22 protein-coding genes are annotated in these 22,471 nt (G+C 52.0%); 15 read left to right on the top strand and 7 right to left on the bottom strand.

Annotated elements, in window-relative coordinates; genetic code table 11:
* The first annotated feature begins 25 nt into the window (after window positions 1–25).
* From pheA to JW499_RS13235, 10 genes are all read left to right on the top strand, one after another.
* A complete protein-coding gene (gene pheA / locus JW499_RS13280; RefSeq protein ID WP_205211060.1) occupies window positions 26–1,126 on the top strand; it encodes a prephenate dehydratase in 1,101 nt (366 codons plus the stop codon).
* A gap of 15 nt (window positions 1,127–1,141) precedes the next feature.
* Complete coding sequence (gene hisC, locus JW499_RS13275; protein ID WP_205211059.1) at window positions 1,142–2,248, top strand: histidinol-phosphate transaminase; 1,107 nt, start codon at window positions 1,142–1,144, stop codon at window positions 2,246–2,248.
* Window positions 2,249–2,262: 14 nt separating this feature from the next.
* Window positions 2,263–4,479 (top strand): bifunctional prephenate dehydrogenase/3-phosphoshikimate 1-carboxyvinyltransferase, encoded by a 2,217-nt coding sequence (locus tag JW499_RS13270; protein ID WP_332874008.1) that lies wholly within the window; start codon window positions 2,263–2,265, stop codon window positions 4,477–4,479.
* Window position 4,480: 1 nt separating this feature from the next.
* Entirely contained in the window at window positions 4,481–5,164 is a 684-nt protein-coding gene (gene cmk, locus JW499_RS13265) for a (d)CMP kinase (RefSeq protein ID WP_205211057.1), read from the top strand.
* 25 nt (window positions 5,165–5,189) lie between these two features.
* Window positions 5,190–6,866, top strand: a complete 1,677-nt coding sequence (rpsA, locus tag JW499_RS13260; protein ID WP_205211056.1) for a 30S ribosomal protein S1 — start codon at window positions 5,190–5,192, stop codon at window positions 6,864–6,866.
* A 69-nt stretch (window positions 6,867–6,935) separates the two neighbouring features.
* Window positions 6,936–7,235 carry an integration host factor subunit beta gene (ihfB, locus tag JW499_RS13255; RefSeq protein WP_091359794.1) on the top strand — a complete coding sequence of 100 codons (300 nt, stop codon included), beginning with the start codon at window positions 6,936–6,938 and terminating at the stop codon, window positions 7,233–7,235.
* A 28-nt stretch (window positions 7,236–7,263) separates the two neighbouring features.
* On the top strand, window positions 7,264–7,569 hold the full coding sequence (locus JW499_RS13250; protein ID WP_091359793.1) for a lipopolysaccharide assembly protein LapA domain-containing protein: 306 nt from the start codon (window positions 7,264–7,266) through the stop codon (window positions 7,567–7,569).
* A 1-nt stretch (window position 7,570) separates the two neighbouring features.
* Window positions 7,571–8,746: a lipopolysaccharide assembly protein LapB gene (lapB, locus tag JW499_RS13245; RefSeq protein WP_205211055.1), complete on the top strand. Its 1,176-nt coding sequence runs from the start codon at window positions 7,571–7,573 to the stop codon at window positions 8,744–8,746.
* Between the two features lie 32 nt (window positions 8,747–8,778).
* Entirely contained in the window at window positions 8,779–9,486 is a 708-nt protein-coding gene (pyrF, locus tag JW499_RS13240; RefSeq protein WP_205211054.1) for an orotidine-5'-phosphate decarboxylase, read from the top strand.
* A 78-nt stretch (window positions 9,487–9,564) separates the two neighbouring features.
* A complete protein-coding gene (locus JW499_RS13235) occupies window positions 9,565–9,846 on the top strand; it encodes a ComEA family DNA-binding protein (protein ID WP_091359785.1) in 282 nt (93 codons plus the stop codon).
* Window positions 9,847–9,904: 58 nt separating this feature from the next.
* Here JW499_RS13235 and JW499_RS13230 read toward each other — a convergent pair whose 3' ends face one another.
* The 4 genes from JW499_RS13230 to typA all read right to left on the bottom strand — a co-directional run bounded on the left by JW499_RS13230 (window position 9,905) and on the right by typA (window position 14,141).
* On the bottom strand, window positions 9,905–10,798 hold the full coding sequence (locus JW499_RS13230; protein ID WP_205211053.1) for an AEC family transporter: 894 nt from the start codon (window positions 10,796–10,798) through the stop codon (window positions 9,905–9,907).
* 5 nt (window positions 10,799–10,803) lie between these two features.
* The gene (dtd, locus tag JW499_RS13225; RefSeq protein WP_205211052.1) at window positions 10,804–11,241 is read right to left on the bottom strand and encodes a D-aminoacyl-tRNA deacylase; all 438 of its coding nucleotides are present in this window, start codon (window positions 11,239–11,241) and stop codon (window positions 10,804–10,806) included.
* Between the two features lie 21 nt (window positions 11,242–11,262).
* Window positions 11,263–12,213 (bottom strand): prolyl aminopeptidase, encoded by a 951-nt coding sequence (pip, locus tag JW499_RS13220; RefSeq protein ID WP_205211051.1) that lies wholly within the window; start codon window positions 12,211–12,213, stop codon window positions 11,263–11,265.
* Between the two features lie 110 nt (window positions 12,214–12,323).
* Window positions 12,324–14,141 carry a translational GTPase TypA gene (gene typA / locus JW499_RS13215; protein ID WP_091359776.1) on the bottom strand — a complete coding sequence of 606 codons (1,818 nt, stop codon included), beginning with the start codon at window positions 14,139–14,141 and terminating at the stop codon, window positions 12,324–12,326.
* Window positions 14,142–14,580: 439 nt separating this feature from the next.
* Between typA and glnA the strand changes: the two genes are divergently transcribed.
* From glnA to trmL, 4 genes are all read left to right on the top strand, one after another.
* A complete protein-coding gene (gene glnA, locus JW499_RS13210; RefSeq protein WP_205211050.1) occupies window positions 14,581–15,984 on the top strand; it encodes a glutamate--ammonia ligase in 1,404 nt (467 codons plus the stop codon).
* A 274-nt stretch (window positions 15,985–16,258) separates the two neighbouring features.
* Complete coding sequence (gene glnL / locus JW499_RS13205) at window positions 16,259–17,323, top strand: nitrogen regulation protein NR(II) (RefSeq protein ID WP_205211049.1); 1,065 nt, start codon at window positions 16,259–16,261, stop codon at window positions 17,321–17,323.
* On the top strand, window positions 17,323–18,747 hold the full coding sequence (gene glnG, locus JW499_RS13200) for a nitrogen regulation protein NR(I) (RefSeq protein ID WP_205211089.1): 1,425 nt from the start codon (window positions 17,323–17,325) through the stop codon (window positions 18,745–18,747). Before glnL ends, glnG begins: the two co-directional genes overlap by 1 nt.
* A gap of 54 nt (window positions 18,748–18,801) precedes the next feature.
* Complete coding sequence (gene trmL / locus JW499_RS13195) at window positions 18,802–19,266, top strand: tRNA (uridine(34)/cytosine(34)/5-carboxymethylaminomethyluridine(34)-2'-O)-methyltransferase TrmL (RefSeq protein WP_205211048.1); 465 nt, start codon at window positions 18,802–18,804, stop codon at window positions 19,264–19,266.
* 120 nt (window positions 19,267–19,386) lie between these two features.
* On the opposite strand, the gene secB is transcribed toward trmL, so the two are convergent.
* The 3 genes from secB to JW499_RS13180 are packed head-to-tail and all read right to left on the bottom strand — an operon-like array spanning window position 19,387 to window position 20,562.
* A complete protein-coding gene (gene secB / locus JW499_RS13190) occupies window positions 19,387–19,866 on the bottom strand; it encodes a protein-export chaperone SecB (protein ID WP_205211047.1) in 480 nt (159 codons plus the stop codon).
* 25 nt (window positions 19,867–19,891) lie between these two features.
* Entirely contained in the window at window positions 19,892–20,146 is a 255-nt protein-coding gene (gene grxC, locus JW499_RS13185) for a glutaredoxin 3 (protein ID WP_205211046.1), read from the bottom strand.
* A gap of 2 nt (window positions 20,147–20,148) precedes the next feature.
* A complete protein-coding gene (locus JW499_RS13180) occupies window positions 20,149–20,562 on the bottom strand; it encodes a rhodanese-like domain-containing protein (protein ID WP_091359759.1) in 414 nt (137 codons plus the stop codon).
* A gap of 327 nt (window positions 20,563–20,889) precedes the next feature.
* Here JW499_RS13180 and gpmI point away from each other — a divergent pair, with 327 nt between their 5' ends.
* Window positions 20,890–22,440: a 2,3-bisphosphoglycerate-independent phosphoglycerate mutase gene (gpmI, locus tag JW499_RS13175; RefSeq protein ID WP_205211045.1), complete on the top strand. Its 1,551-nt coding sequence runs from the start codon at window positions 20,890–20,892 to the stop codon at window positions 22,438–22,440.
* The last annotated feature ends 31 nt before the right edge of the window (window positions 22,441–22,471 follow it).

Raw genomic sequence — 22,471 nt, 5'->3', positions numbered from 1 at the left:
GCCCGATAGCAGAGGACGGTATAGGATGAGTGATCAGGAAACTGAACTGAAGTTTCTGCGGGATCAGATCGATTCGATCGACCAGCAGATCCACGCGCTGCTGAATGACCGTGCGCGATGCGCGCAGAGTGTTGCTGAGGTGAAAGAGCGATATCAGGGCGATCGGGAGGCAGTTTTTTATCGCCCTGAACGGGAAGCTCAGGTGTTGCGCCGGGTTATGCAGCGCAATGACGGGCCGCTGGCCGATCATGAAGTAGCCCGGCTGTTTCGTGAAATTATGTCGGTGTGTCTGGCGCTGGAAAAACCGATGCATGTGGCGTTTCTGGGGCCTGAGGGAACCTTTACTCAACAGGCGGCCAGTAAACATTTCGGGCATTCAGCCCACTGCATCCCTTTCAGCACTAATGATGAGGTTTTTCGTGAAGTTGAGTCTGGCGGAGCCCACTACGGTGTTGTGCCAATTGAGAGCTCTTCTGAAGGCGTGGTCACTCATACACTGGACCTGTTTAAGCGGTTCAATCTTAAAATCTGTGGCGAAGTGGAGCTGCGCATTCACCATCATGTGCTGCGTGCGGCGGAAGAGGGGCTGGATAATATTACCCGGATCTATCTGCCACAACAGACGTTGTCGCAGTGTCGCAGCTGGCTGGATACCCATTTTCTTGCCGCTGAGCGGATTCTGGTCAGCAGTAATGCAGAAGCGGCGCGTATGGCCATTCAGCATGGGACTGAAGCGGTGGCGATTGCCAGTGATCTGGTGGCTGATCTGTATCAGTTGAATATTGTTGCCAGGAATATTGATGATCAGTCGGATAACAGCACCCGTTATCTTATTATTGGTGATCAGGATGTTGGTGAAAGCGGTCATGACAAGACCTCAATACTGGTAACGGTGCCCGATAAAGCGGGCGCGCTCTATGAGTTATTGCAGCACTTTCATCAACATAAGATCAGTCTGACGGGTATTGAGACCCGGCCGGCCAGTCCCGAAAGTCCACATTCAGTGTTTTATATCGATTTTGAAGGGCATGCAGCCAATCAGCATATACAGAACGTACTGCAAGAGCTGCAGTCTGATACTGTAGAACTTAAATTGCTGGGGTCATACCCGGTTGCCGTACTCTGATTCGGAGCTAAATAAATGGCATGTGATTTCTATCAATTGGCAACCCCTGGCGTTCAGGGGCTGCATCCGTATCAACCCGGTAAACCGGTTGAGGAGCTGGAACGCGAGCTGGGTATCAGCAACAGTATTAAACTGGCCAGCAATGAAAACCCTATGGGGCCAAGCCCGGTTGCAATGGCCGCAGTGCAGGCGGCTCTGGGTGAAAGCTGCCGTTACCCCGATGCCAGTGGTTATAAACTGAAACAGGCCCTGTCAGAGCACTATGGTATCAGTCCGGACACCATCACCCTGGGCAATGGTTCGAACGATGTTCTGGAGCTTATAGGGCGGGCGTTTATTGTTCCTGGTGATGAAGTTATCTACTCCCAGCACGCTTTTGTTGTGTATATGCTGGTGGCTCAGTCAACCGGCGCTACCTCTGTCGTTGTGCCCGCCCGGGAATGGGGTCACGATCTTGATGCCATGGCGGCTGCAATCACGGAGAAAACCCGCATCATCTTCCTGGCAAATCCCAATAACCCCACCGGCACCTGGTTTAGTGGTCAGGCGCTGCAGGCGTTTATGGAGAAAGTGCCTGACGATGTTGTGGTGGTTCTGGACGAGGCTTATCTGGAGTATGTGACCGAGGCCGATTATCTTTCGGGAGTTCAGTTGCAGGCAGGTTTTCCCAATCTGGTGGTGACCCGGACTTTCTCGAAAGCCTTCGGACTGGCGGCCTTGCGAATAGGTTATGCGGTGGCGAATCCGGCGATTACCGATCTGCTGAACCGGGTGCGTCAGCCCTTTAATGTCAATATTCCCGCACTGGAAGCGGCGACCGCGGTACTTGGCGATGCAAGCTATCTTCAGCGTAGTGTTGAGCTGAATCGCACCGGTATGGTGCAGCTGGAGCAGGGCCTGGCCCAGTTGGGTGTTGGCTGGATCCCCTCTGTGGGCAATTTTATCAGTGTCGATTGTGGCCGCGATGCCGCGCCCGTCTATGCCAAATTGTTGCAGGAGGGCGTGATTGTCAGGCCGGTCGCTAACTATCAGATGCCTCAGCATTTGCGGGTGACGATCGGTTTGGCAGACGAGAATAGTCGCTTTTTAACGGCATTTGCCAGCGTATTGCAGCGTTTATGAAGGACAAACACAACGTGAGATGTTTGACTGAAAGGGTTCTGGTTATCGGTTTAGGTCTGATTGGCGGTTCCCTGGCGAGTGCTCTGCGGACACGCGGTATCTGCCGTACAGTGATTGGATATGACCGGGACAAAGATGAGCTGGAGACCGGGCTGCGTCTGGGCATTGTTGACGAGGCTGCCGCAGACCTGCTGGCGGCAGCGGCCCAGGCTGATGTGATAGTTCTGGCGGTACCGGTGAAAGCGATTGAAACGGTGCTTGCTGAAATATTGCCAGTTTTGCGGACGGAAACTATTCTCACAGATGTCGGCAGTGTTAAAGGCAACGTGGTGCGCTCAGCGATAAGACTATTTGGTTGTGTACCAAACCGGTTTATTCCCGGACACCCCATTGCGGGGTCTGAGAAAAGTGGTGTGGCTGCAGCCGATGCAACACTATTTGAACATCATAAGGTGATTATTACACCGCTGCCGCAGAGCGATTCAGACGCTGTGACACTGATTGCCCGAATGTGGCAGGCTGTCGGAGCACAGGTGTTGCAGATGGATGTTGAACGGCATGATGAAGTACTGGCAGCCACCAGTCATCTGCCACACCTGCTGGCGTTTTCCCTGGTGGATACGCTGGCGCAGGAGCAGGATTGTAATGACATTTTTCGCTATGCAGCGGGCGGCTTCAGGGATTTTACCCGTGTTGCGGCCAGCGATCCTACCATGTGGCACGATATTGGCTTGGCAAATAAGCAGGCAATCCTGCAAAAGATTGATGAATTTACAGCGGGTGTTGGTCGGCTGCGCAAGGCGATCGAGACTGAAGACAGTGTGGCGATGCTGGGGATCTTTACCCGGGCTAAAGCCGCACGGGAACACTTTTCAAAAATTTTATCGGGCTCAGCGTACACGCAAAATAATATGATGACTAAAGATACTACATTCTATGCACAACCGGGTGGTCAGGTGCAGGGGACTATTCGGGCTCCGGGTGACAAATCGATCTCTCACCGTTCCATTATGCTGGGATCGCTGGCCGACGGAGTGACAGAAATTACCGGCTTCCTGGAAGGGGAGGATAGCCTGGCGACGTTGCAGGCGTTTCGTGATATGGGGGTTGTGATTGAAGGCCCGCATCAGGGCGCAGTAAAAATTTATGGTGTCGGTATGAACGGCCTGCGTCAGCCACCGGGGCCTATCTATGTTGGTAACTCCGGCACCACTATTCGACTGATGTCAGGTCTGCTGGCCGGTCAGTCCTTTGATTCCGAACTCAGTGGCGATGCGTCGCTGAGTAAGCGTCCGATGGAGCGCGTGGCTAAGCCGCTGCGCCTGATGGGTGCGCAGGTAGAAACGGGAGAAAACGGCTGCCCGCCAGTAAAAATTAAGGGCGGTCAGGCGCTGAAAGCGATCAGTTATGAGATGCCGATGGCCAGTGCTCAGGTCAAATCCTGTGTAATGCTGGCGGGTCTTTATGCCGAAGGTGAGACCACTGTTATCGAGCCTGCGCCTACCCGGGACCACACAGAGCGTATGCTGCGAGGTTTCGGTTACCCGGTGGATGTCGACGGTAATAAGGTTTCTCTGGCCGGTGGCGGCAGTCTGAAAGCAACAAAAATTGATGTGCCGGCAGATATCTCCTCTTCAACGTTCTTTATGGTGGCTGCGGCCATCTGCCCCGGCTCGGATATTACTCTGGAGCATGTCGGCATAAATCCCACCCGGATCGGTGTGATCAATATTTTGCGGGCGATGGGGAGTAATCTTGAACTTCTCAATGAGCGGGAGGTAGGTGGTGAGCCGGTCGCCGACATTCGCATCCGCTATGCGCCGCTTACAGGGATTAAAATACCCGAAGATCAGGTACCACTGGCGATCGATGAATTTCCTGCGCTGTTTATCGCAGCGGTGTGTGCGGAAGGTGAAACAGTGCTTACCGGTGCCGAAGAGTTGCGGGTCAAAGAGAGTGATCGTATTCAGGCGATGGTGGATGGATTGAAGATACTGGGAGCTGATATCGAAGGCACTCCGGATGGCGCGATTATTCGTGGCAGCAAAATGGGTGGCGGCGTGATAGAGAGTCATGACGATCACCGCATTGCGATGTCATTTACCATAGCGTCTCTGCGCGCTACAGGGAACATTGAGATTCGCGAATGTGCAAACGTGGCCACATCATTCCCTAATTTTATTGAGCTGGCTCAGCACGTGGGTATCCGGGTACGCAAGGAGGAGAAGTAATATGGGCGATTTCCCGGTTATTGCAGTCGATGGTCCCAGTGGGTCAGGTAAGGGAACAATCTGTAGTTTACTGGCGCGTGAACTGGGCTGGAATCTGCTTGATAGCGGGGCGTTGTACCGGTTGGTAGGTCTGGCTGCCCGTCATCATGGGGTTGCTCTGGACGATGAGGATGCGCTGGTGGTACTGGCTGCGCATCTGGACGTTCAGTTTGGCACCTCGGCGAATCAACAGGAAGTTTCCATCATACTGGAGGGTGAAGAGGTGACTAACGCTATCCGTACCGAAGAGTGCGGTGCGGATGCCTCGGTTATCGCTGCCATTGGTTCGGTAAGGGCCGCCCTGCTTGAGCGGCAGCGGGCTTTTGTGTCAGAACCGGGGCTGATTGCCGACGGCCGGGATATGGGCACCGTCGTTTTTCCTGATGCTCCACTGAAAGTTTATTTGACGGCCAGCGCAGAAGAGCGTGCAAACCGCCGTTATAACCAGTTGATAAATAAGGGTCTGGGTGCTAGTCTTCAGGCAATATTGGAGGATATTCAGGCAAGAGACGCGCGTGATATGAACCGTGCTGTAGCGCCTCTTAAGCCTGCAGAAGATGCTATCTGCCTTGATACGACTGACCTGAGTATCGAAGAGGTATTGGCTTCTGTGCTGGATCAGGCGAGACATAAAGGTCTGCGTTAACGGCAAAAAATGAGGTTTAGCCGGTATGAATGAGAGTTTTGCTGAGCTGTTTGAAGAGAGTCTGAAAGAGCTGGATATGCAACCGGGCTCTATTGTGACAGGTACCGTTGTCGCGGTTGATGGCGATTTTGTCGTCGTTAATGCGGGGCTGAAGTCGGAAGGGATCATCCCCCGGGGACAGTTTCTGGATGATGAGGGTAAGCTGAGCATCGAAGTCGGTGATCAGGTTAAAGTTGCGCTGGTCGCTCTTGAAGACGGTTCGGGTGAAACTCAGCTCTCTCGTGAAAAAGCCAAACGGGCAGAAGCCTGGGAAGTGCTGGAAAAAGCGATTGAGAATGACGAGATTATTACCGGGCGCATCACTGGCAAAGTGCGTGGCGGCTTCACGGTTGACGTGAACTCTATCAGCGCCTTTTTGCCGGGATCTCTGGTCGATATTCGTCCATTGCGGGACACCTCTCATATAGAAAATAAAGAGCTTGAGTTTAAGCTGGTTAAGCTGGACGCCAAGCGTAATAATATTGTTGTATCCAGGCGCGCAGTGCTTGAAACCGCCTACAATGAGGAGCGGGAGAAACTGCTGGCAAGCCTCAATGAGGGGATGACGGTAAAAGGTGTGGTGAAAAACCTCACCGATTATGGTGCCTTTATCGATCTGGGAGGGGTGGATGGTTTACTGCATATAACCGATATCGCCTGGAAACGTGTTAAGCATCCCAGTGAACTGCTTAGCATCGGTGATGAGATCGATGTGAAAGTACTGCGCTATGATCGTGACAAGAGTCGCGTATCCCTGGGCATGAAACAGCTGACTCCAGATCCCTGGGATGAGTTTAAGGCGGCTCATCCGGTGGGTACTAAAGTGACAGCAAAAGTGACCAATATTGCTGATTATGGCTGTTTTGCTGAGATTCAGGAAGGGATTGAAGGTTTGGTTCATGTATCTGAGATGGACTGGACCAATAAGAATGTTCATCCCTCAAAAGTGGTTCAGCTCGGCGATCAGATCGAGGTGATGATTCTCGATATTGATGAACAGCGCCGTCGTATCTCTCTGGGGATGAAGCAGTGTCAGGCTAACCCCTGGGATGCCTTCGCAGAGCGATATACAAAAGGGACTGAGATCACCGGTGTGATCAAGTCGATCACCGATTTTGGTGTCTTTATCGGACTTGATGGCGGTATCGATGGCCTGGTGCACCTGTCCGACCTGTCCTGGGATGAGGACGGTAATGAAGCAGTAAAAGCCTATAAGAAGGGGGATACTGTGAGTGCGGTGGTGCTGGCGGTTGATTCTGAGCGAGAGCGCATCTCGCTGGGAATAAAACAGTTGGGCAGTGATCCTTTTTCTGAATATACCGCCAGCAATGCAAAAGGAGCGGTGGTTCAGGGTAAAATTGCACAGGTTGAGCCGAAGCAGCTGGTGGTAACACTGGCCGAAGGGGTAGAGGGTACCGTTAAGGTACAGGAAGCCTCGTTTGAGCGGGTCGATGATCTGACGCATATGTTCAGCGTTGGGGCGGATATCGAGGTGATGGTGGTGAATATTGACCGGCGTACCCGATCAATCGCTCTATCGGTGAAACAGGTTGAAAAACGGCAGGAAAAACAGGCTCTGGATGCCATTAAGCACCAGCAGGTTGAATCTGAAGGCCCGACGACTATCGGTGATCTCATCAGAGCTCAGCTGGAAAAGAAATAGTAACGGATACACATAATTTCTGATGAGAGGTCTGGTCGTTACCAGACCAACCACTGTCAGGGGGTGAGCATGACTAAGTCTGAACTGATCGAGCGTTTGATTGACCAGAATGAACAGCTTTCAATAAAAGATGTAGAGCTGGCAGTTAAAACTATGCTGGACCATATGACTGAATCTCTCGCTCAGGGGGATCGTATTGAGATCCGGGGGTTTGGTAGCTTCAGCCTTCATTTCCGTGCGCCTCGTGTCGGTCGTAACCCAAAAACCGGTGATTCAGTGTCGCTGGACGCTAAATATGTACCGCATTTTAAACCAGGTAAGGAACTGCGAGAGCAGGTTAATGACAGTCTGAAAAACGGGCGGTCTTAAGGGATTGAATAACTTTAGGGGTAGATAAATGCGTTGGTTAAAAACGCTACTGGTGCTGGCTCTCTGTATCGTATTTCTGTTCTGTGGCTGGACCTTCGCCACGCTCAATACCGAGCTGGTGAGTATTAATATGTTCTTCTTTACACTGCCCGAGGCCAGTCTGTCGATCTGGTTGATGGCGAGTTTCGTCGTGGGCGGAATAGCCGGGGTACTGGTGAGCAGTCTGTTTGTCATGGTGCTGAAACTCAAGCTGAAAGCGGCAAAACGTAAAATCAGTTCTAGTGATAAGGAGCTAGATCAGTTGCGCACGGCGTCACTGAAACGCTCTTCATAAAATGAATGATTATCTGTTTATTATCCCGCTGTTTATTGCGGTGGCGCTCGGCTGGCTGTTGGGACGTCGCCAGCGGGATAATAACTTGCCAGTGCAAAATACCCTGCAACAGGAGTATTTTCGTGGGCTCGATTTTCTTCTCAGCGAAAAAACTGACGAAGCGATTGAAAGCTTTATCCGTGCACTGGAAGTTAACTCAGACACCATACCTGCCCATCTGGCCCTGGCTAAGCTGTTTCGTAAGAAAGGCGATGTCGAGCGTGCCATTCAGATCCATCAGAATCTGTTAGCCCGGTCAGACCTTAGTCGCGACGATTTTCTGCGGATTCAAATGGCGCTGGCCCGGGATTATTTCGCCGTCGGTCTTTTTGATCGTGCCGAAAATCTGCTCTTGGAGATTCAGTCCCAGCGACCGGGCCCGCAAACTCACCAAAAAGCGATATCCCTGCTGATTAAGCTTTATGAAAAAGAGAAAGAGTGGCAGCGTGCGATCGAGGTTGCCCGGCAGCTTAGTGCTGATGAGCTTGAAGGGCTTGAAGTGGAGCTGAGTCACTACTGCTGTGAGCTGGCAGAGGGCTACATTGGGCAGCAGCGCTATCGTCATGCTGTGGGGAAATTAAATACAGCGTTGAGCTTCGATAAGGGGTGTGTCCGGGCCAGTTTACTATCTGCTGATATCGCCATCAGGCAGGAAGACTGGAAAGGTGCTATTCGCGAGTTGAAGCGGATAGCGGTGCAGGACCCGCTGTTTCTCTCGGAAACGGTAAAGCGACTGAAGCAGTGTTATTCTGAGTTGAATCAGATGGCTGATTTTGAAAAGCTGATGAAGCAGTGGTTAAGCAAGTATCCATCTACCACTATTATGCTGGCGCAGGCTGACATGATACTTGAGCGGCAGGGAGCGTACCCTGCCGGAGCCTTTATTACCGATCAGCTGAAGCACAGGCCCTCTGTGAAAGGTTTTAATCAGCTGATAGATCTGTATATTGCCCACGCCTCAAAAGGGACCAATGAAAGCCTGATGGTGTTGCGGGGGCTGACGGGGCAGCTCGAACTGAGCAAGCCGGTGTATAATTGTCAGCGATGTGGTTTTTCAGGTAAATCCCTGCACTGGCAATGTCCCTCCTGTCAGAGTTGGGGAACGACTAAACCGATCCAGGGCCTTGAGGGTGAGTAGACCGGATCAGAATCTGTATGAGAAGTAGCCGAATGAATGATTTAAAGCGGGTTATTGTTGCGCTGGATTACCCGGACCAGATTTCAGCCCTGAAGATGGCTGATCAGCTGGACCCTGAAAGATGTCGTGTTAAAGTCGGCAAAGAGTTATTTACCCGGGCGGGGCCTGCAGTGGTTGAAGCATTGCACAGCAAAGGCTTTGAGGTTTTTCTGGATCTTAAATTTCATGACATCCCTAACACCACAGCAAAAGCGGTTAGAGCTGCTGCTGAGATGGGGGTATGGATGGTTAATGTGCATGCCTCCGGCGGCCGGCGGATGATGGAAGCGGCGCGCAACGAATTGGATCAGGTTCAAGGGGCGCAAACGCTGCTGATCGCAGTGACCGTACTGACCAGTATGGAACAGCAGGATCTGGCTGATATCGGTCTGGATATTAATCCTCTCGAACAGGTTAAACGTCTTGCACTACTGACGCAGAGTAGCGGGCTGGATGGCGTGGTCTGTTCGGCGCAGGAGGTCAGACCTCTGCGACAGCTCGTTTCTGCGGACTTTCAGCTGGTGACACCGGGAATTCGTCCTGCGGATGCCGAGGTGGGGGATCAGAAGCGTATCATGACCCCGGGTGAGGCTATTGTTGCCGGTAGTACGCATTTGGTTATCGGGCGGCCGGTTACCCAGGCTGAGGTGCCGGTTGACGCGTTGGGACGGATCGAACAGGAGATTCTTGCGGCACGTTAGTTGTCACATTTTTGTCATATGCTATTAATAGTAAAGCCGGTGTTTACCGGTTTTTTTATTAACCAGAAGGAAATCGCTATGAAATGGAATTCGTGTCTTAAATCGATAGTACTGTGCCTGTGTCTGAGTCTGCCTCTGGGAGTCTCTGCCGAGCCAATGCTGAATATCAACACCGCCACTGCCGATCAGCTTGCTGAAGTGCTGCAGGGGGTGGGGCCAGCAAAGGCGAAAGCGATCATTGATTACCGTGAAGCAAACGGCCCGTTCAAAACAGTGGACGAACTGGCGAATGTGAAGGGTATAGGCAGTTCTACTGTGGCTAAAAACCTGCAAAGCATTATGGTGGATGAGCCGCAGTAAGGTTTAAGCACTTATTGTTGTGAAAAATGTTGTAGAGGCTGCCTTATGGCAGCCTTTTTTATAGCACAAACACCAGCGTGAGGGGGATGAAGATCAGTGCGCCCATATTGCCGAGTAAAACAATCGATGCGACCTGTTTCGGTTCCTGGTTATACTGCTCGGCAACAATGTAGTTAAGCACTGCGGGAGGCAGCGCGCCAAAGATGATCAGATAGGCAAACTGCTGCGCTTCAAGGTGTAACAGTTGCTGGATTAAAAAAGCGATGACAACGCCGATAGCCGGACTGACGATGGCACCTGTGATACCGATTCTCCAGGCACTGAAGTCGACCGTGATCAGTCTTACCCCAAGGGTGAATAACAGCAGAGGGATCGAGATCTGTCCCAGCATATCCAGCGCGGTGGCGATGGAGGCGGGCACTGTGAGATTGAGACTGCTCCAGCCAAGTCCTGCGATGGTGGCGATAATGATGGGCATGCGCAACAGTCGCCAGGGGTGGGTGCGGTGATCCATCATATAGATACCGACGGTAAAATGCAGAGTCATCTCAACAATAAACAGCATGATCGCCGCGGGCAGAGCCTGTTCGCCAAAGGCCAGGATAATCAGGGGTAGCCCCAGATTACCACTGTTGCTGAACATCATCGGTGGGAGAAAGGTTTTTGGTTGTACTTTCAGCAGCTTGCATAGTGGCCAGATCAACAGGCCTGACCCCAGTATGACAATTGCGGCAGCTAATGCCAGTGCCTGGTATTTGACCAGATCAAAGGATTTGTCTGACAGCACAAAGAAGATCAGTGCTGGCACGAAGATGTCCATATTTAACTGGTTGGCCAGAGCCATATCGGGTTTTTTATAGCGGCCATACAGATAACCACAGAGAACAATAGCAAAGAGTGGGAAAACGGTCAGAAAAATCCGTTCCGCAAGGGCCAGGGTCGTAGTTTCCATCAGGATCAGACTTCCAGTAAAAAGGTCACAGGACCATCGTTGATAAGACCGACCTGCATATCTGCGCCGAAACGGCCGGTTGCCACGTCAGGGTGCTGCGCGCGGGCCTGATCAACAAAGTATTGATACAGGGCTTCACCCTGTTGTGGTGTCGCGCCTTTGGAAAAACCCGGGCGCAGACCTTTGGCGGTATCGGCCACCAGAGTAAACTGCGAAACGATCAGTAACCCGCCTTGCTGTTGTTGCAGGTTGAGGTTCATCCGGCCCTCAGAATCCGCAAAAATCCGGTAATTGAGGATCTTCTGTAACAGTTTATCTGCGTTGCTCCGGGTATCGGTTTTTTCAACCCCCAGCAGCAGGAGTATGCCCGCACCAATCTCACCATGGCGCTCTCCGGCGATATCAACAGAGGCGGATTGTACCCGCTGAATAAGTGCTTTCAACTTGACTCCAGGATGACTTAATCAGGCTTTAGATTGTGCGAACTGATTGGTGGCTTTAATCAGGTTGTCCGTGATACCCGCTTCCAGCGCACTGTGGCCCGCATCTCTGACTATATGAAGTTCAGCCTGGGGTAGTGCGTCATAGAGAGCAAACGCCTGCTCAATCGGGCAGACCATATCATAGCGGCCATGCACAATCACTGTGGGTATCTGCTGAATTCTGTGGGCATCACGAATAATCTGGTCAGGCTCGATAAAGGCTTCGTTAATAAAGTAGTGTGCCTCTATCCGCGCCATGGCCAGAGCAATATGGGGATCGCCAAAGTGATCAACGATGTCGCCGTTCGGGTCGAGGGTCGAGCAGCGTCCCTCCCAGACAGACCATGCTTTGGCGGCGGACATCCGGGCGATTTCGTTATCGGATATCAGGCGTTGATAATATGCCTGCAGCATATCTGTGCGTTCACCTTCCGGGATCACTTTTCGGTACTCTTTCCAGTAGTCCGGGAAGATAGCGCTGGCACCCTCCTGATAGAACCAGTGGATATCCCGTTTCCGACAGAGGAATATCCCGCGCAGGATCATGCCTGAAACCCGTTCAGGGAAGCTTTCGGCGTACAGCAGGCTGAGGGTAGACCCCCATGAGCCACCAAACAGTAGCCACTCATCTACATTGAGGTGCTGGCGGATCTTTTCGATATCACTGATCAGATGCGCAGTGGTGTTATTCTGCAGCTCTGCATGGGGCGTAGACTGGCCACAGCCGCGCTGGTCGAACAGAATAATGCGGTATCTTTCCGGGTCAAAGAAACTGCGGTGGTAGCTGCTGGTGCCGCCACCGGGACCGCCGTGAATAAACAGAACCGGGATTCCCTGGGCGTTGCCGCTCTCTTCTATATAGAGGGTATGCAGATCATCAACAGCAAGGTAGTGCTGTTTATACGGGTGAATATCGGGAAAGAGGGTATTCATATGAGTGTCCTTGTCAGTCTGGCAGACACCGGGAGTATAGCCCGGAACAGCGGTCGCTGTCCGGGCTATTTACGTGCAGATATAAACGCTTTCTGAAAAAGCTAAAACATCTACTTGCCTGAGCGGGAGTGACGCTTACGCTCGTTCTCAGTCAGCATCTTTTTACGGATGCGGATGTTCAGCGGTGTGACTTCCACCAGTTCATCATCTTCGATGAAGTCCAGAGCCTGTTCCAGGGTAAAGCGGACCGGCGGTGTCAGCTGAATGTTTTCATCGGTACCGGAGGCGCGAACATTAGTCAGTTGCTTGCCTTTGATCGGGTTGACCGCAAGGTCATTACTGCGGCTGTGAATACCCAGAATCATCCCTTCATAGACTTCGATGTTTGGTTCAATGCACAGACGGCCACGTTCCTGCAGGTTCCACAGGGAGTAACCCAGTGCTTTACCGGTCACCATTGAAACCAGTACCCCGTTGTTACGGCTCAGCACTTCACCCTCTTTGACTTCACCGTAGTGGTCAAACACTGAGGTCATGATACCGGTACCGGAGGTCATCGTCAGGAACTGTGAACGGAAGCCGATCAGACCGCGGGAGGGGATCAGGAAGGTCAGACGTATACGCCCTTTGCCATCCACTTCCATATTGGTCATATCTGCTCTGCGTTTACCCAGCTCTTCAATGATGCTGCCCTGATGCTGTTCCTCAACATCGATCATGACGATCTCAAAAGGCTCGTGAGTTTTACCGTCAACCTCTTTCTGAATAACTTCAGGGCGGGAAACCCCCAGTTCAAAGCCTTCGCGGCGCATGGACTCAATCAGCACCGACAGGTGCAGTTCACCACGACCGGACACTTTAAACTTCTCCGGAGAGTCGCCCTGCTCAACGCGCAAAGCAACGTTGTGAATCAGCTCACGATCCAGACGATCTTTGATGTTGCGGCTGGTAACAAATTTGCCATCCTGACCGGCGAACGGAGAGTCGTTAACCTGGAAGGTCATCGATACTGTCGGCTCATCCACAGACAGAGGTGGCAGTGCTTCAACGGCTGCAGGGTCACACAGCGTATCGGAGATATTCAGGGCATCGATACCGGTAACACAGATAATGTCGCCAGCCTGAGCAGACTCAACGTCGATACGATCAAGGCCCAGATAACCCATGATCTTCTGTACTTTACCGTTACGGACCTTGCCGTCGCGATCAATGACTTTGACGACGTGGTTCAGTTTCACGGTACCGCGGGATACCCGTCCCACACCAATAACGCCGACATAGCTGTTATAGTCCAGTGCAGAGATCTGCATCTGGAACGGTCCAACAGTATCGACCTGGGGTGGGTTTACATGTTTAACAATCGCTTCAAACAGCGGTGTCATATCATCGGCCAGTTGATCTGGCTCGTTACCGGCTACACCGTTCAGTGCAGATGCGTAGATGATCGGGAAGTCCAGCTGCTCGTCGGTTGCACCGAGGCTGTCAAACAGATCGAAAACCTGATCGATAACATAATCCGGACGTGATCCTGGGCGGTCGACTTTATTGACGACGACGATAGGACGCAGCCCCTGTTCAAAGGCTTTCTGTGTCACAAAGCGGGTTTGCGGCATCGGGCCATCAACCGCATCTACCAGCAGGCAAACGCAGTCGACCATTGACAGTACCCGTTCAACTTCACCACCAAAGTCGGCGTGTCCCGGAGTATCAACAATGTTGATATGGTAGTCGTTCCATTCAATGGCGGTGTTTTTCGCCAGAATGGTGATACCCCGTTCTTTTTCCTGGTCGTTCGAATCCATGATCCGTTCGGTGCCTTCGTCCCGACGGCCCAGTGTACCGGACTGTGAGAGAAGTTTATCAACCAGGGTGGTTTTACCATGGTCAACGTGGGCAATGATGGCGATGTTTCTTAAGTTTTCGATCACGTCTGGGGACCTGTGCAGACAAATTTTAGAAGCGCACATTATACATGAGATATTCCGCAGCTGCGTCTTTCTTATGTACTCAATGGCAAAAATAGTTTTTTTTCCGGTTTGTTGATCTGTTTTAGAGGATAAGTACTATATGTTGGAGTAATATGATGGCACCTTTTTGAGGCAGCGAGGGAGTAGGTAAACCGGGAAAACGGGATATGCACTATTTTGGTTCAATATTTGTCTCTTTGCTCTATTTTGGTTCATTTTGCAGAGTTTAAATTGTTTCAAATCTGATCAGAACCGCTCTATATCGCGTGTTTTCGGTGCTGGCGCAAACTGGCATACCCCTTGCTGCTTAAAGGCGAAACAAACCTGACTGGTTAGGCTGTTATGCAGTTATGTCTAATCGGTTGGGGGTCTGACAATATAATCTAGTGGAGAAAGTCAAATGTCAGAGACTCTGAATCTGATCAAAGAGCATGATGTTAAGTGGGTTGATATGCGTTTCACCGATACCCACGGTAAAGAGCAGCACGTTACTATCCCGGTAACCGAAATTAGCGAAGACTTCTTCGAAGAAGGCAAGATGTTTGATGGGTCTTCCATCGCTGGCTGGAAGGGAATTAATGAGTCTGACATGATTCTGCAACCAGACGATTCTGCGTCTGTTATGGACCCATTTGCAGAAGATTCAACCATCATCGTTCGTTGTAATATCGTTGAGCCTTCTACCGGTCAGGGTTATGAGCGTGACCCGCGTTCGGTTGCCCGTCGCGCTGAAGCTTACCTGAAATCTACCGGTATTGCTGACACCGCTATCTTTGGTCCTGAGCCAGAGTTTTTCGTGTTTGATGAGGTTAAGTGGCACGCGGATATCAGTGGTTGTGGCTACTCTATCGGTTCTGAAGAAGCTTCATGGTCTACTAACAGCACCTTTGAAGGTGGTAATACCGGTCACCGTCCACGGGTTAAAGGGGGCTACTTCCCGGTTCCTCCGGTTGATTCCCTGCATGACCTGCGTGCGGCCATGTGCGATGCAATGTCTGCCATGGGGCTGACCATTGAAGTACATCACCACGAAGTGGCGACAGCGGGTCAGTGTGAGATCGGTGTGGGTCCAAACACGCTGACGGCTAAGGCTGACGAAGTTCAGATTCTGAAGTACTGTGTACACAACGTTGCTCATGCATACGGCAAGACTGCGACCTTCATGCCTAAGCCTCTGGTCGGCGATAACGGTTCTGGTATGCATGTTCACCAGTCTCTGTCTAAAGATGGCGTCAATATCTTCCACGGTGATGCCTATGCGGGTCTGAGTGAGACTGCCCTGTTCTACATCGGTGGTATTATCAAGCATGCGAAAGCGCTGAACGCACTGACTAACGCCTCTACCAACGCATACAAGCGTCTGGTTCCTGGTTTTGAAGCGCCTGTTATGCTGGCATACTCTGCCCGTAACCGTTCTGCTTCTATCCGTATTCCATACGTGACTAATCCTAAAGCTTACCGTATCGAAACCCGTTTCCCGGATCCATCTGCCAACCCATACCTGTGCTTTGCTGCACTGATGATGGCGGGTCTGGACGGTATTCAGAACAAGATTCACCCTGGTGATCCAGCAGATAAAGATCTCTATGATCTGCCTGCTGAAGAAGCGCTGGCGATTCCAACCGTTGCAGCCTCTCTGGAAGAGGCGCTGGATGCGCTGGATAACGATCGTGCCTTCCTGACTGCCGGTGGTGTATTCACCGACGACATGATCGATGCTTATATCGGTCTGAAGAAGGAAGAGTGTCTGAAAGTGAGCCAGACCACTCACCCGGTTGAGTTTGATCTGTACTACTCTGTTTAATCCACAGGATTAACCGGAAAAGCCTCCTTTATGGAGGCTTTTTTTTTGCAAGGATTCAGTCGCTAAATTAAGGTGCACTAAAATAGTGCGATGGGTGCTATTCTTTAATTGTCGCTGGCAGGTAAAAGCGGGTCGCAGCGCCTGTAGACCCTTGGATTGGCGCTCATTTTTATCTGTGCACTGAGTTGGTTTGCTTTTTGCTACCATCTTTATAACAACCGCCTGTGTTGAGTCGAACGCAGTCATGGTCAGTTTCTGAGGCAGAACATCAAAGATGAAAACACCGGATCTGCATAAACACATATTAGATAACCTGTCGACGGCGGCACTGCTGGTCGATGGGCAATTACAGCTGGTGTATATGAATCCATCGGCTGAAATGTTACTGGAAGCGAGTGCCCGGCGTCTGCGTCAGTTGCCTTTTCATAGCTGGTTTCTGGTGGACGATGAGAGTGAGGCCCTGAAAGGTGCGCTGGATAGTGGCCATCCATTTACCAAACGGGAAGCGAAACTGACAACCCTGACCGGCCGGGAGATCACGATTGATTACAGCGTTAATCCAATGCCTGAGAGATACGGTCGACTGGTGTTGATTGAGCTGACCCCACGGGACCGGCTGATCAGGATCTCCCGTGAAGAGGAGTTGCTGAGTAATCATGAAACCGTGATCTCTCTGGTCAGGGGGTTGGCCCATGAGATCAAAAATCCGCTGGGCGGGTTGCGGGGGGCGGCGCAGTTACTTGAGCGTGAGCTTCCTGATGAGGCACTGCATGATTATACCCGGGTGATTATTGAAGAGGCGGACCGGCTGCGAAATCTGGTTGACCGGATGCTGGGGCCGCATAAGATGCCGCGCATGGAGGAGGTCAACATTCACTCCATCCTCGAGCATGTCAGCAGTCTGGTGATCGCAGAGGTTGGTGGTCAGATCCATATTCAGCGCGACTATGATCCCAGCCTGCCCGAATTTATGGGAGATCGGGAGCAGTTGATCCAGGCGGTGCTGAATATTGTGCGTAACAGTATGCAGGCGTTGCAGGAGTCAGACGTTGAAGAACCACGTATTCTGTTGCGCACCCGGGTAGTGCGTAACCTGACCCTGGGCGCTGAGATGCACCGGCTGGTGTGTTGTGTCGAGATCACCGATAACGGGCCGGGAATTCCGGAAGAGCTGTTACAGAAAATTTTCTATCCGATGGTGAGTGGCAGAGCTATCGGGACGGGCCTGGGATTGTCAATTGCTCAATCTGTACTGGCGCAACACCGGGGGCTGATCGAATGCCACAGTGTTCCTGGTGAGACCTGTTTTCAACTATTAATACCTCTGGAGCAACAATGATGACTAAGGCTGCATCTGTATGGATTGTAGATGATGACCGTTCGATTCGCTGGGTGATGGATAAAGCCCTCTCCGGCGAAGGGGTCAGAGTCACGCTGTTTGAAAGTGGCGAGACGATGTTAACGCAACTTCAGCGGGAGACTCCGGATGTTGTTGTCAGTGATATCCGGATGCCGGGTATCAACGGACTCGATCTGCTTGAGCGGGTGAATGCAGAGCATCCGGAACTGCCGATTATTATCATGACAGCGCATTCCGATCTGGATAGTGCGGTCGCCTCATACAAGGGCGGAGCATTTGAATACCTGCCTAAGCCTTTTGATATAGATGAGGCTGCGGCGCTGGTGATGCGGGCAGTGGAGCATGCCCGGGAGCAGCAACAGCAGCGCGGTGAAGAACCCGAGGCGCAGACCGAGATTATCGGTGAAGCCCCGGCAATGCAGGAGGTATTCCGCGCGATCGGTCGCTTGTCTCAGTCCAATATTACGGTGTTGATCAACGGTGAATCCGGCACCGGTAAAGAGCTGGTAGCCAATGCCTTACACCAGCACAGTCCCCGTTCATCGAAGCCATTTATCCCGCTTAATATGGCGGCTATTCCCAAGGATCTGATCGAGTCGGAGCTGTTTGGCCATGAGAAAGGTGCTTTTACCGGTGCGGCCTCAGCCCGCCCAGGGCGTTTTGAGCAGGCGGATGGTGGCACGCTGTTTCTTGATGAGATTGGCGATATGCCGGCCGATACCCAGACCCGTTTGCTGCGGGTACTGGCGGAGGGAGAGTTTTACCGGGTAGGGGGACACACCTCTGTGAAGGTGGATGTGCGGATTATCGCGGCAACCCATCAGGATCTTGAAAAACTGGTTCAGGAGGGGCGTTTCCGGGAGGATCTGTTCCACCGTCTGAATGTTATCCGCATCCATATTCCGAAACTGGCAGAACGGCGGGAAGATATTCCCCGCCTGACACGCCACTTCCTGCAAAGCTCGGCGGAAGAACTGAATGTCGAATCGAAGCTGCTGCACCCGGATACCGAGACGTTTCTCAGTACACTGCCCTGGCCGGGTAATGTGCGTCAGTTGGAAAACACCTGCCGCTGGCTGACAGTTATGGCGTCCGGGCGTGAGGTGCTGGTGAGTGATCTGCCGCCGGAGTTGCTGGATCAGACCAGCGATGAGCAGGTAGTGACCTCCAACTGGGAGAAGGCGCTGCGTAACTGGGCCGAGAAGCAGCTGCAGCAGGGGGCGACAGCTATTCTGGATTCTGCCATACCGGCGTTTGAAAAGATTATGATTGAAGCGGCGCTGAAGCAGACGGCGGGGCGACGCCGGGATGCATCGCTGTTACTCGGCTGGGGACGAAACACCCTCACCCGCAAGATAAAAGAGTTGGGGATGGATGATGTGCCCGAATCCGTAGAGGATTAATCCTTCCAGAGATTCAGCTATAATCCCTGCCTTGTAGTGAGTCAGGGATTTTTTATGCTTCATGTTGTGCTTTATCAGCCCGAAATACCGCCGAATACCGGAAATATCATTCGTCTGTGTGCTAATACCGGGTTTTATCTGCATCTGATTGAGCCGCTGGGCTTTGACTTCGACGACAAAAAACTGCGGCGCGCCGGTCTCGATTACCACGAGTTTACCCGGGTGAAACGGTATCCGGATCTGGAGAGTTGTCTGTCGGAACTGGAACCGGGTAAGGTCTGGGCCCTGACGACAAAGGGCAGTCAGAACTATTCGAAGGTGAGATTTTCCGCCGGAGATGTGTTGCTGTTCGGGCCGGAAACCCGCGGGTTGCCAGCGGAGGTGCTTGAAAATCTGCCCGCTGAACAGCGTCTCAGATTGCCGATGAACGCCGATAGCCGCAGTCTTAATCTGTCCAATACCGTGGCGGTCATGGTCTATGAGGCCTGGCGTCAGTTGGGTTTTGGTGGCAATAGCTAAACTGGGTGCTCAGCTTTTCCGGACGCAGAGTCTGGTTAATTGAATACTATTCCACTGCGTTAAAACGAAAAAAATCCGATTGCATCGCTGCAATCGGATTATTGATTGTGCATTGATCTATCAGTGCTGTGGCGCTTCTTCAGTCGCCTGCGCCTGTTGCTGCATCTGTTGAGCATACAGTGCATCAAAGTTAACCGGTGATAGCATCAGGGCCGGGAAGCTGCCTTTGTTGACCATATTATCAATCGCTTCCCGAGCGTATGGGAACAGAATGCTCGGGCAGAATGCACCCAGCGTGTGATGCAGTTCCGCTTCACCCAGTCCGGTGACGGTAAAGATGCCCGCTTGCTGAACCTCAACCAGAAAAGCGGTATCGCTGTCGTTTTTAGCAGTAACCGTCAGGGTCAGAACCACTTCAAAAACACCGTTATCCAGCGTGGTTGTGGCTGTATTCATATCCAGATTGATCTCTGGCTGCCATTGCTTGGTGAACACCTTGGGTGAATTCGGCGCTTCAAAGGAGGCGTCTTTCAGATAAACACGCTGAATTGCGAACTGAGGAGCCTGCTGTTCCTGGGTGTTGTTATCATTCTCTGCCATGGTCTTATGTTCCTTTAAAAATGAGTTAACCGGCCAGTAACGGATCAAGTTTTCCCTGCTGTTCCAGGGCATACAGATCGTCACATCCGCCGACATGAAGTGTGTTGATGAAAATCTGAGGGACTGATGTGCGGCCGCTGAGCCTGATCATCTCCTGGCGGGCGCCCGTTACAGCCTCAACATCTATCTCGTCGAAACTGACGCCTTTATGTTCCAGCAGCATTTTGGCTCTGCGGCAATAGGGACACCAGCGATTACTGTAAACTGTGATCTTTGGCATAATTATTTAATAACCGGCAGGCTCTGGGCTTTCCACTCAGTCATGCCACCGGACAGGCGTACAACATTTTCAAAGCCCGCATTTTTGAGTTTCTTGCTGGCCGCACCGGCTGTCTGGCCGATGTTGCAGACAACGATGATCGGCTTCTGCTTATGTTTATCCAGTTCGGTAATGCGTTTATCCAGTTCAGACACGGGAATATGCACGGCATCGGTAATATGGCCGGTGATAAACTCTTTCTTTGGGCGGATATCCAGAATGACGGCGTTATCTTTATTGATCAGCCGGGTGGCTTCATGGGTGCCGACGGACTTGCCTGCTTTATTCTGTTCTGTCCACAGTAACATCGCCAGGGTGAGACCCCAGGCCGCTACCAGCATAATATTGTTAGTGATGAATTCGAGCAGTTGTTCCATTCTCTGTATCCGGCCAGTTGCGAAATTGCGGAATTAATCGCGAATCGCAGTGATAGTGATTAACGGTGATCGTTTTTAAAGCCGGTAAGTATACCTTGCCAAAGCGAAACTGGTAACAGTCGGGAGAGGGAAAAGCTGAGGAAAAGTGATCAATGTCGGGGATATCCGATCTGACAGCGATTTTCTTGGGATCTCAGCGGCTGTAATCCCGGGATAATTAGCCATTAGTGCGTTTTGTCAGTAAAATAGCACGCCATTGAACCCGTGTTAAAAAGCAGCTTCAACTGACAGCTTCGCATTAAAATAACTCTGAGTGAAAAGACTTCTATGACTGAACAGCGCTCCCCAAAAGCATTAATTATTCTCGATGGCTTCGGTGTGGAACAAACCGAATCCAGTGCCATTGCCGCGGCTAATACGCCAAACTGGGATCGTTTGATGGCCAGCGCGCCTCACAGTCGAATTGCTACCTCAGGTTTAGCCGTTGGTTTGCCGGAAGGGCAGATGGGGAACTCCGAGGTCGGGCATATGAATATCGGTGCTGGCCGGGTGGTGTACCAGAACTTTACCCGCATCAGCAAAGCGATTGCAGAGGGGACTCTGTTTACCAATGAGGTGCTGGTGGCGGCAATCGATAAGGCGGTTGCGGCAGGGGGCGCGGTGCATGTGACCGGCCTGCTTTCGCCGGGTGGCGTCCATAGTCATGAAGAGCATCTGTTCGCGCTGCTGGAGATGGCGGTTAAGCGGGGGGCTAAACAGGTCTTCCTGCATGGCATTCTGGATGGCCGGGATATGCCACCGCGCAGTGCCGAGGCCTCTATTAAAGCGGCGCAGGCAAAGTTTGATGAGTTAGGTGTCGGTGCTATTGCCACAATCGTTGGCCGCTATTTTGCGATGGATCGGGATAACCGCTGGGACCGGGTTAAGCTGGCGTATGATGCGATGACCGCCGGTCTGGCTCCCTGCTATGAGACGTCAGCGCTGGATGCCCTGCACAACGCCTATGAGCGGGATGAAAATGATGAGTTTGTACAGGCAACAACGATTATCGGGGACGATGGTCAGCCGAAAGGCCTGGTGCGTGATAACGATACCGTGATCTGTGCCAATTTCCGTCCGGATCGCTCCCGGGAGATTACCCGTGCCTTCGTCGATACCGACTTTGACGGCTTTGTCCGCAGTGTAACGCCAAAGTTGGCTGACTATGTGATGATGACAGAGTATGCGTCCGATATTCAGGCCAGCTGTGCTTATCCGCCGGTTAAACTGTTTAACAGCCTGGGGGATTTTCTGGCGAAACAGGGGCGCACTCAGTTGCGTATTGCAGAAACTGAGAAATATGCCCATGTCACCTTCTTTTTTAATGGCGGTGAGGAGCAGCCCTACGAGGGAGAGGAGCGGATTCTGGTGCCATCACCTGATGTTGCGACCTATGATCTCAAGCCAGAGATGAGTGCCCCTGAGGTCACCGATAAGTTGGTTGACGCGATCGAAAGTGGCCGTTTCGACCTGATTGTGTGTAACTTTGCCAATCCCGATATGGTGGGGCATACCGGTAATTTTGCGGCGGCGGTGAAAGCGGTTGAGGTGATCGATCAGTGTATCGGCCGGGTGCTGGAGGCGATGCAGAAGGTTGCGGGTGAAACCCTGATTACCGCTGACCATGGCAATGTTGAGCTGATGGTTAATCCGAAAACCGGACAGGCGCATACGGCGCATACGATATGGCCGGTGGCGCTGGTATATGATGGTCCGCGTCGTTCACAGCTGCACTTAAACGATGGTGCTCTCTGTGATCTGGCACCGACGCTGTTGGCGCTGATGGGGCTTGAACAACCGACAGAGATGACCGGTCAGTCACTGGCTGAGCTGGGGTAGGGATCGGGGCCGTTCATTGAACGGCCTTTCT

The sequence above is a fragment of the Amphritea pacifica genome, assembly GCF_016924145.1.
In the GTDB taxonomy this organism is placed as follows: domain Bacteria; phylum Pseudomonadota; class Gammaproteobacteria; order Pseudomonadales; family Balneatricaceae; genus Amphritea; species Amphritea pacifica.
Note: the sequence above shows the minus strand (reverse complement) of the source record. Positions and strands in the feature narration are given on the sequence as shown.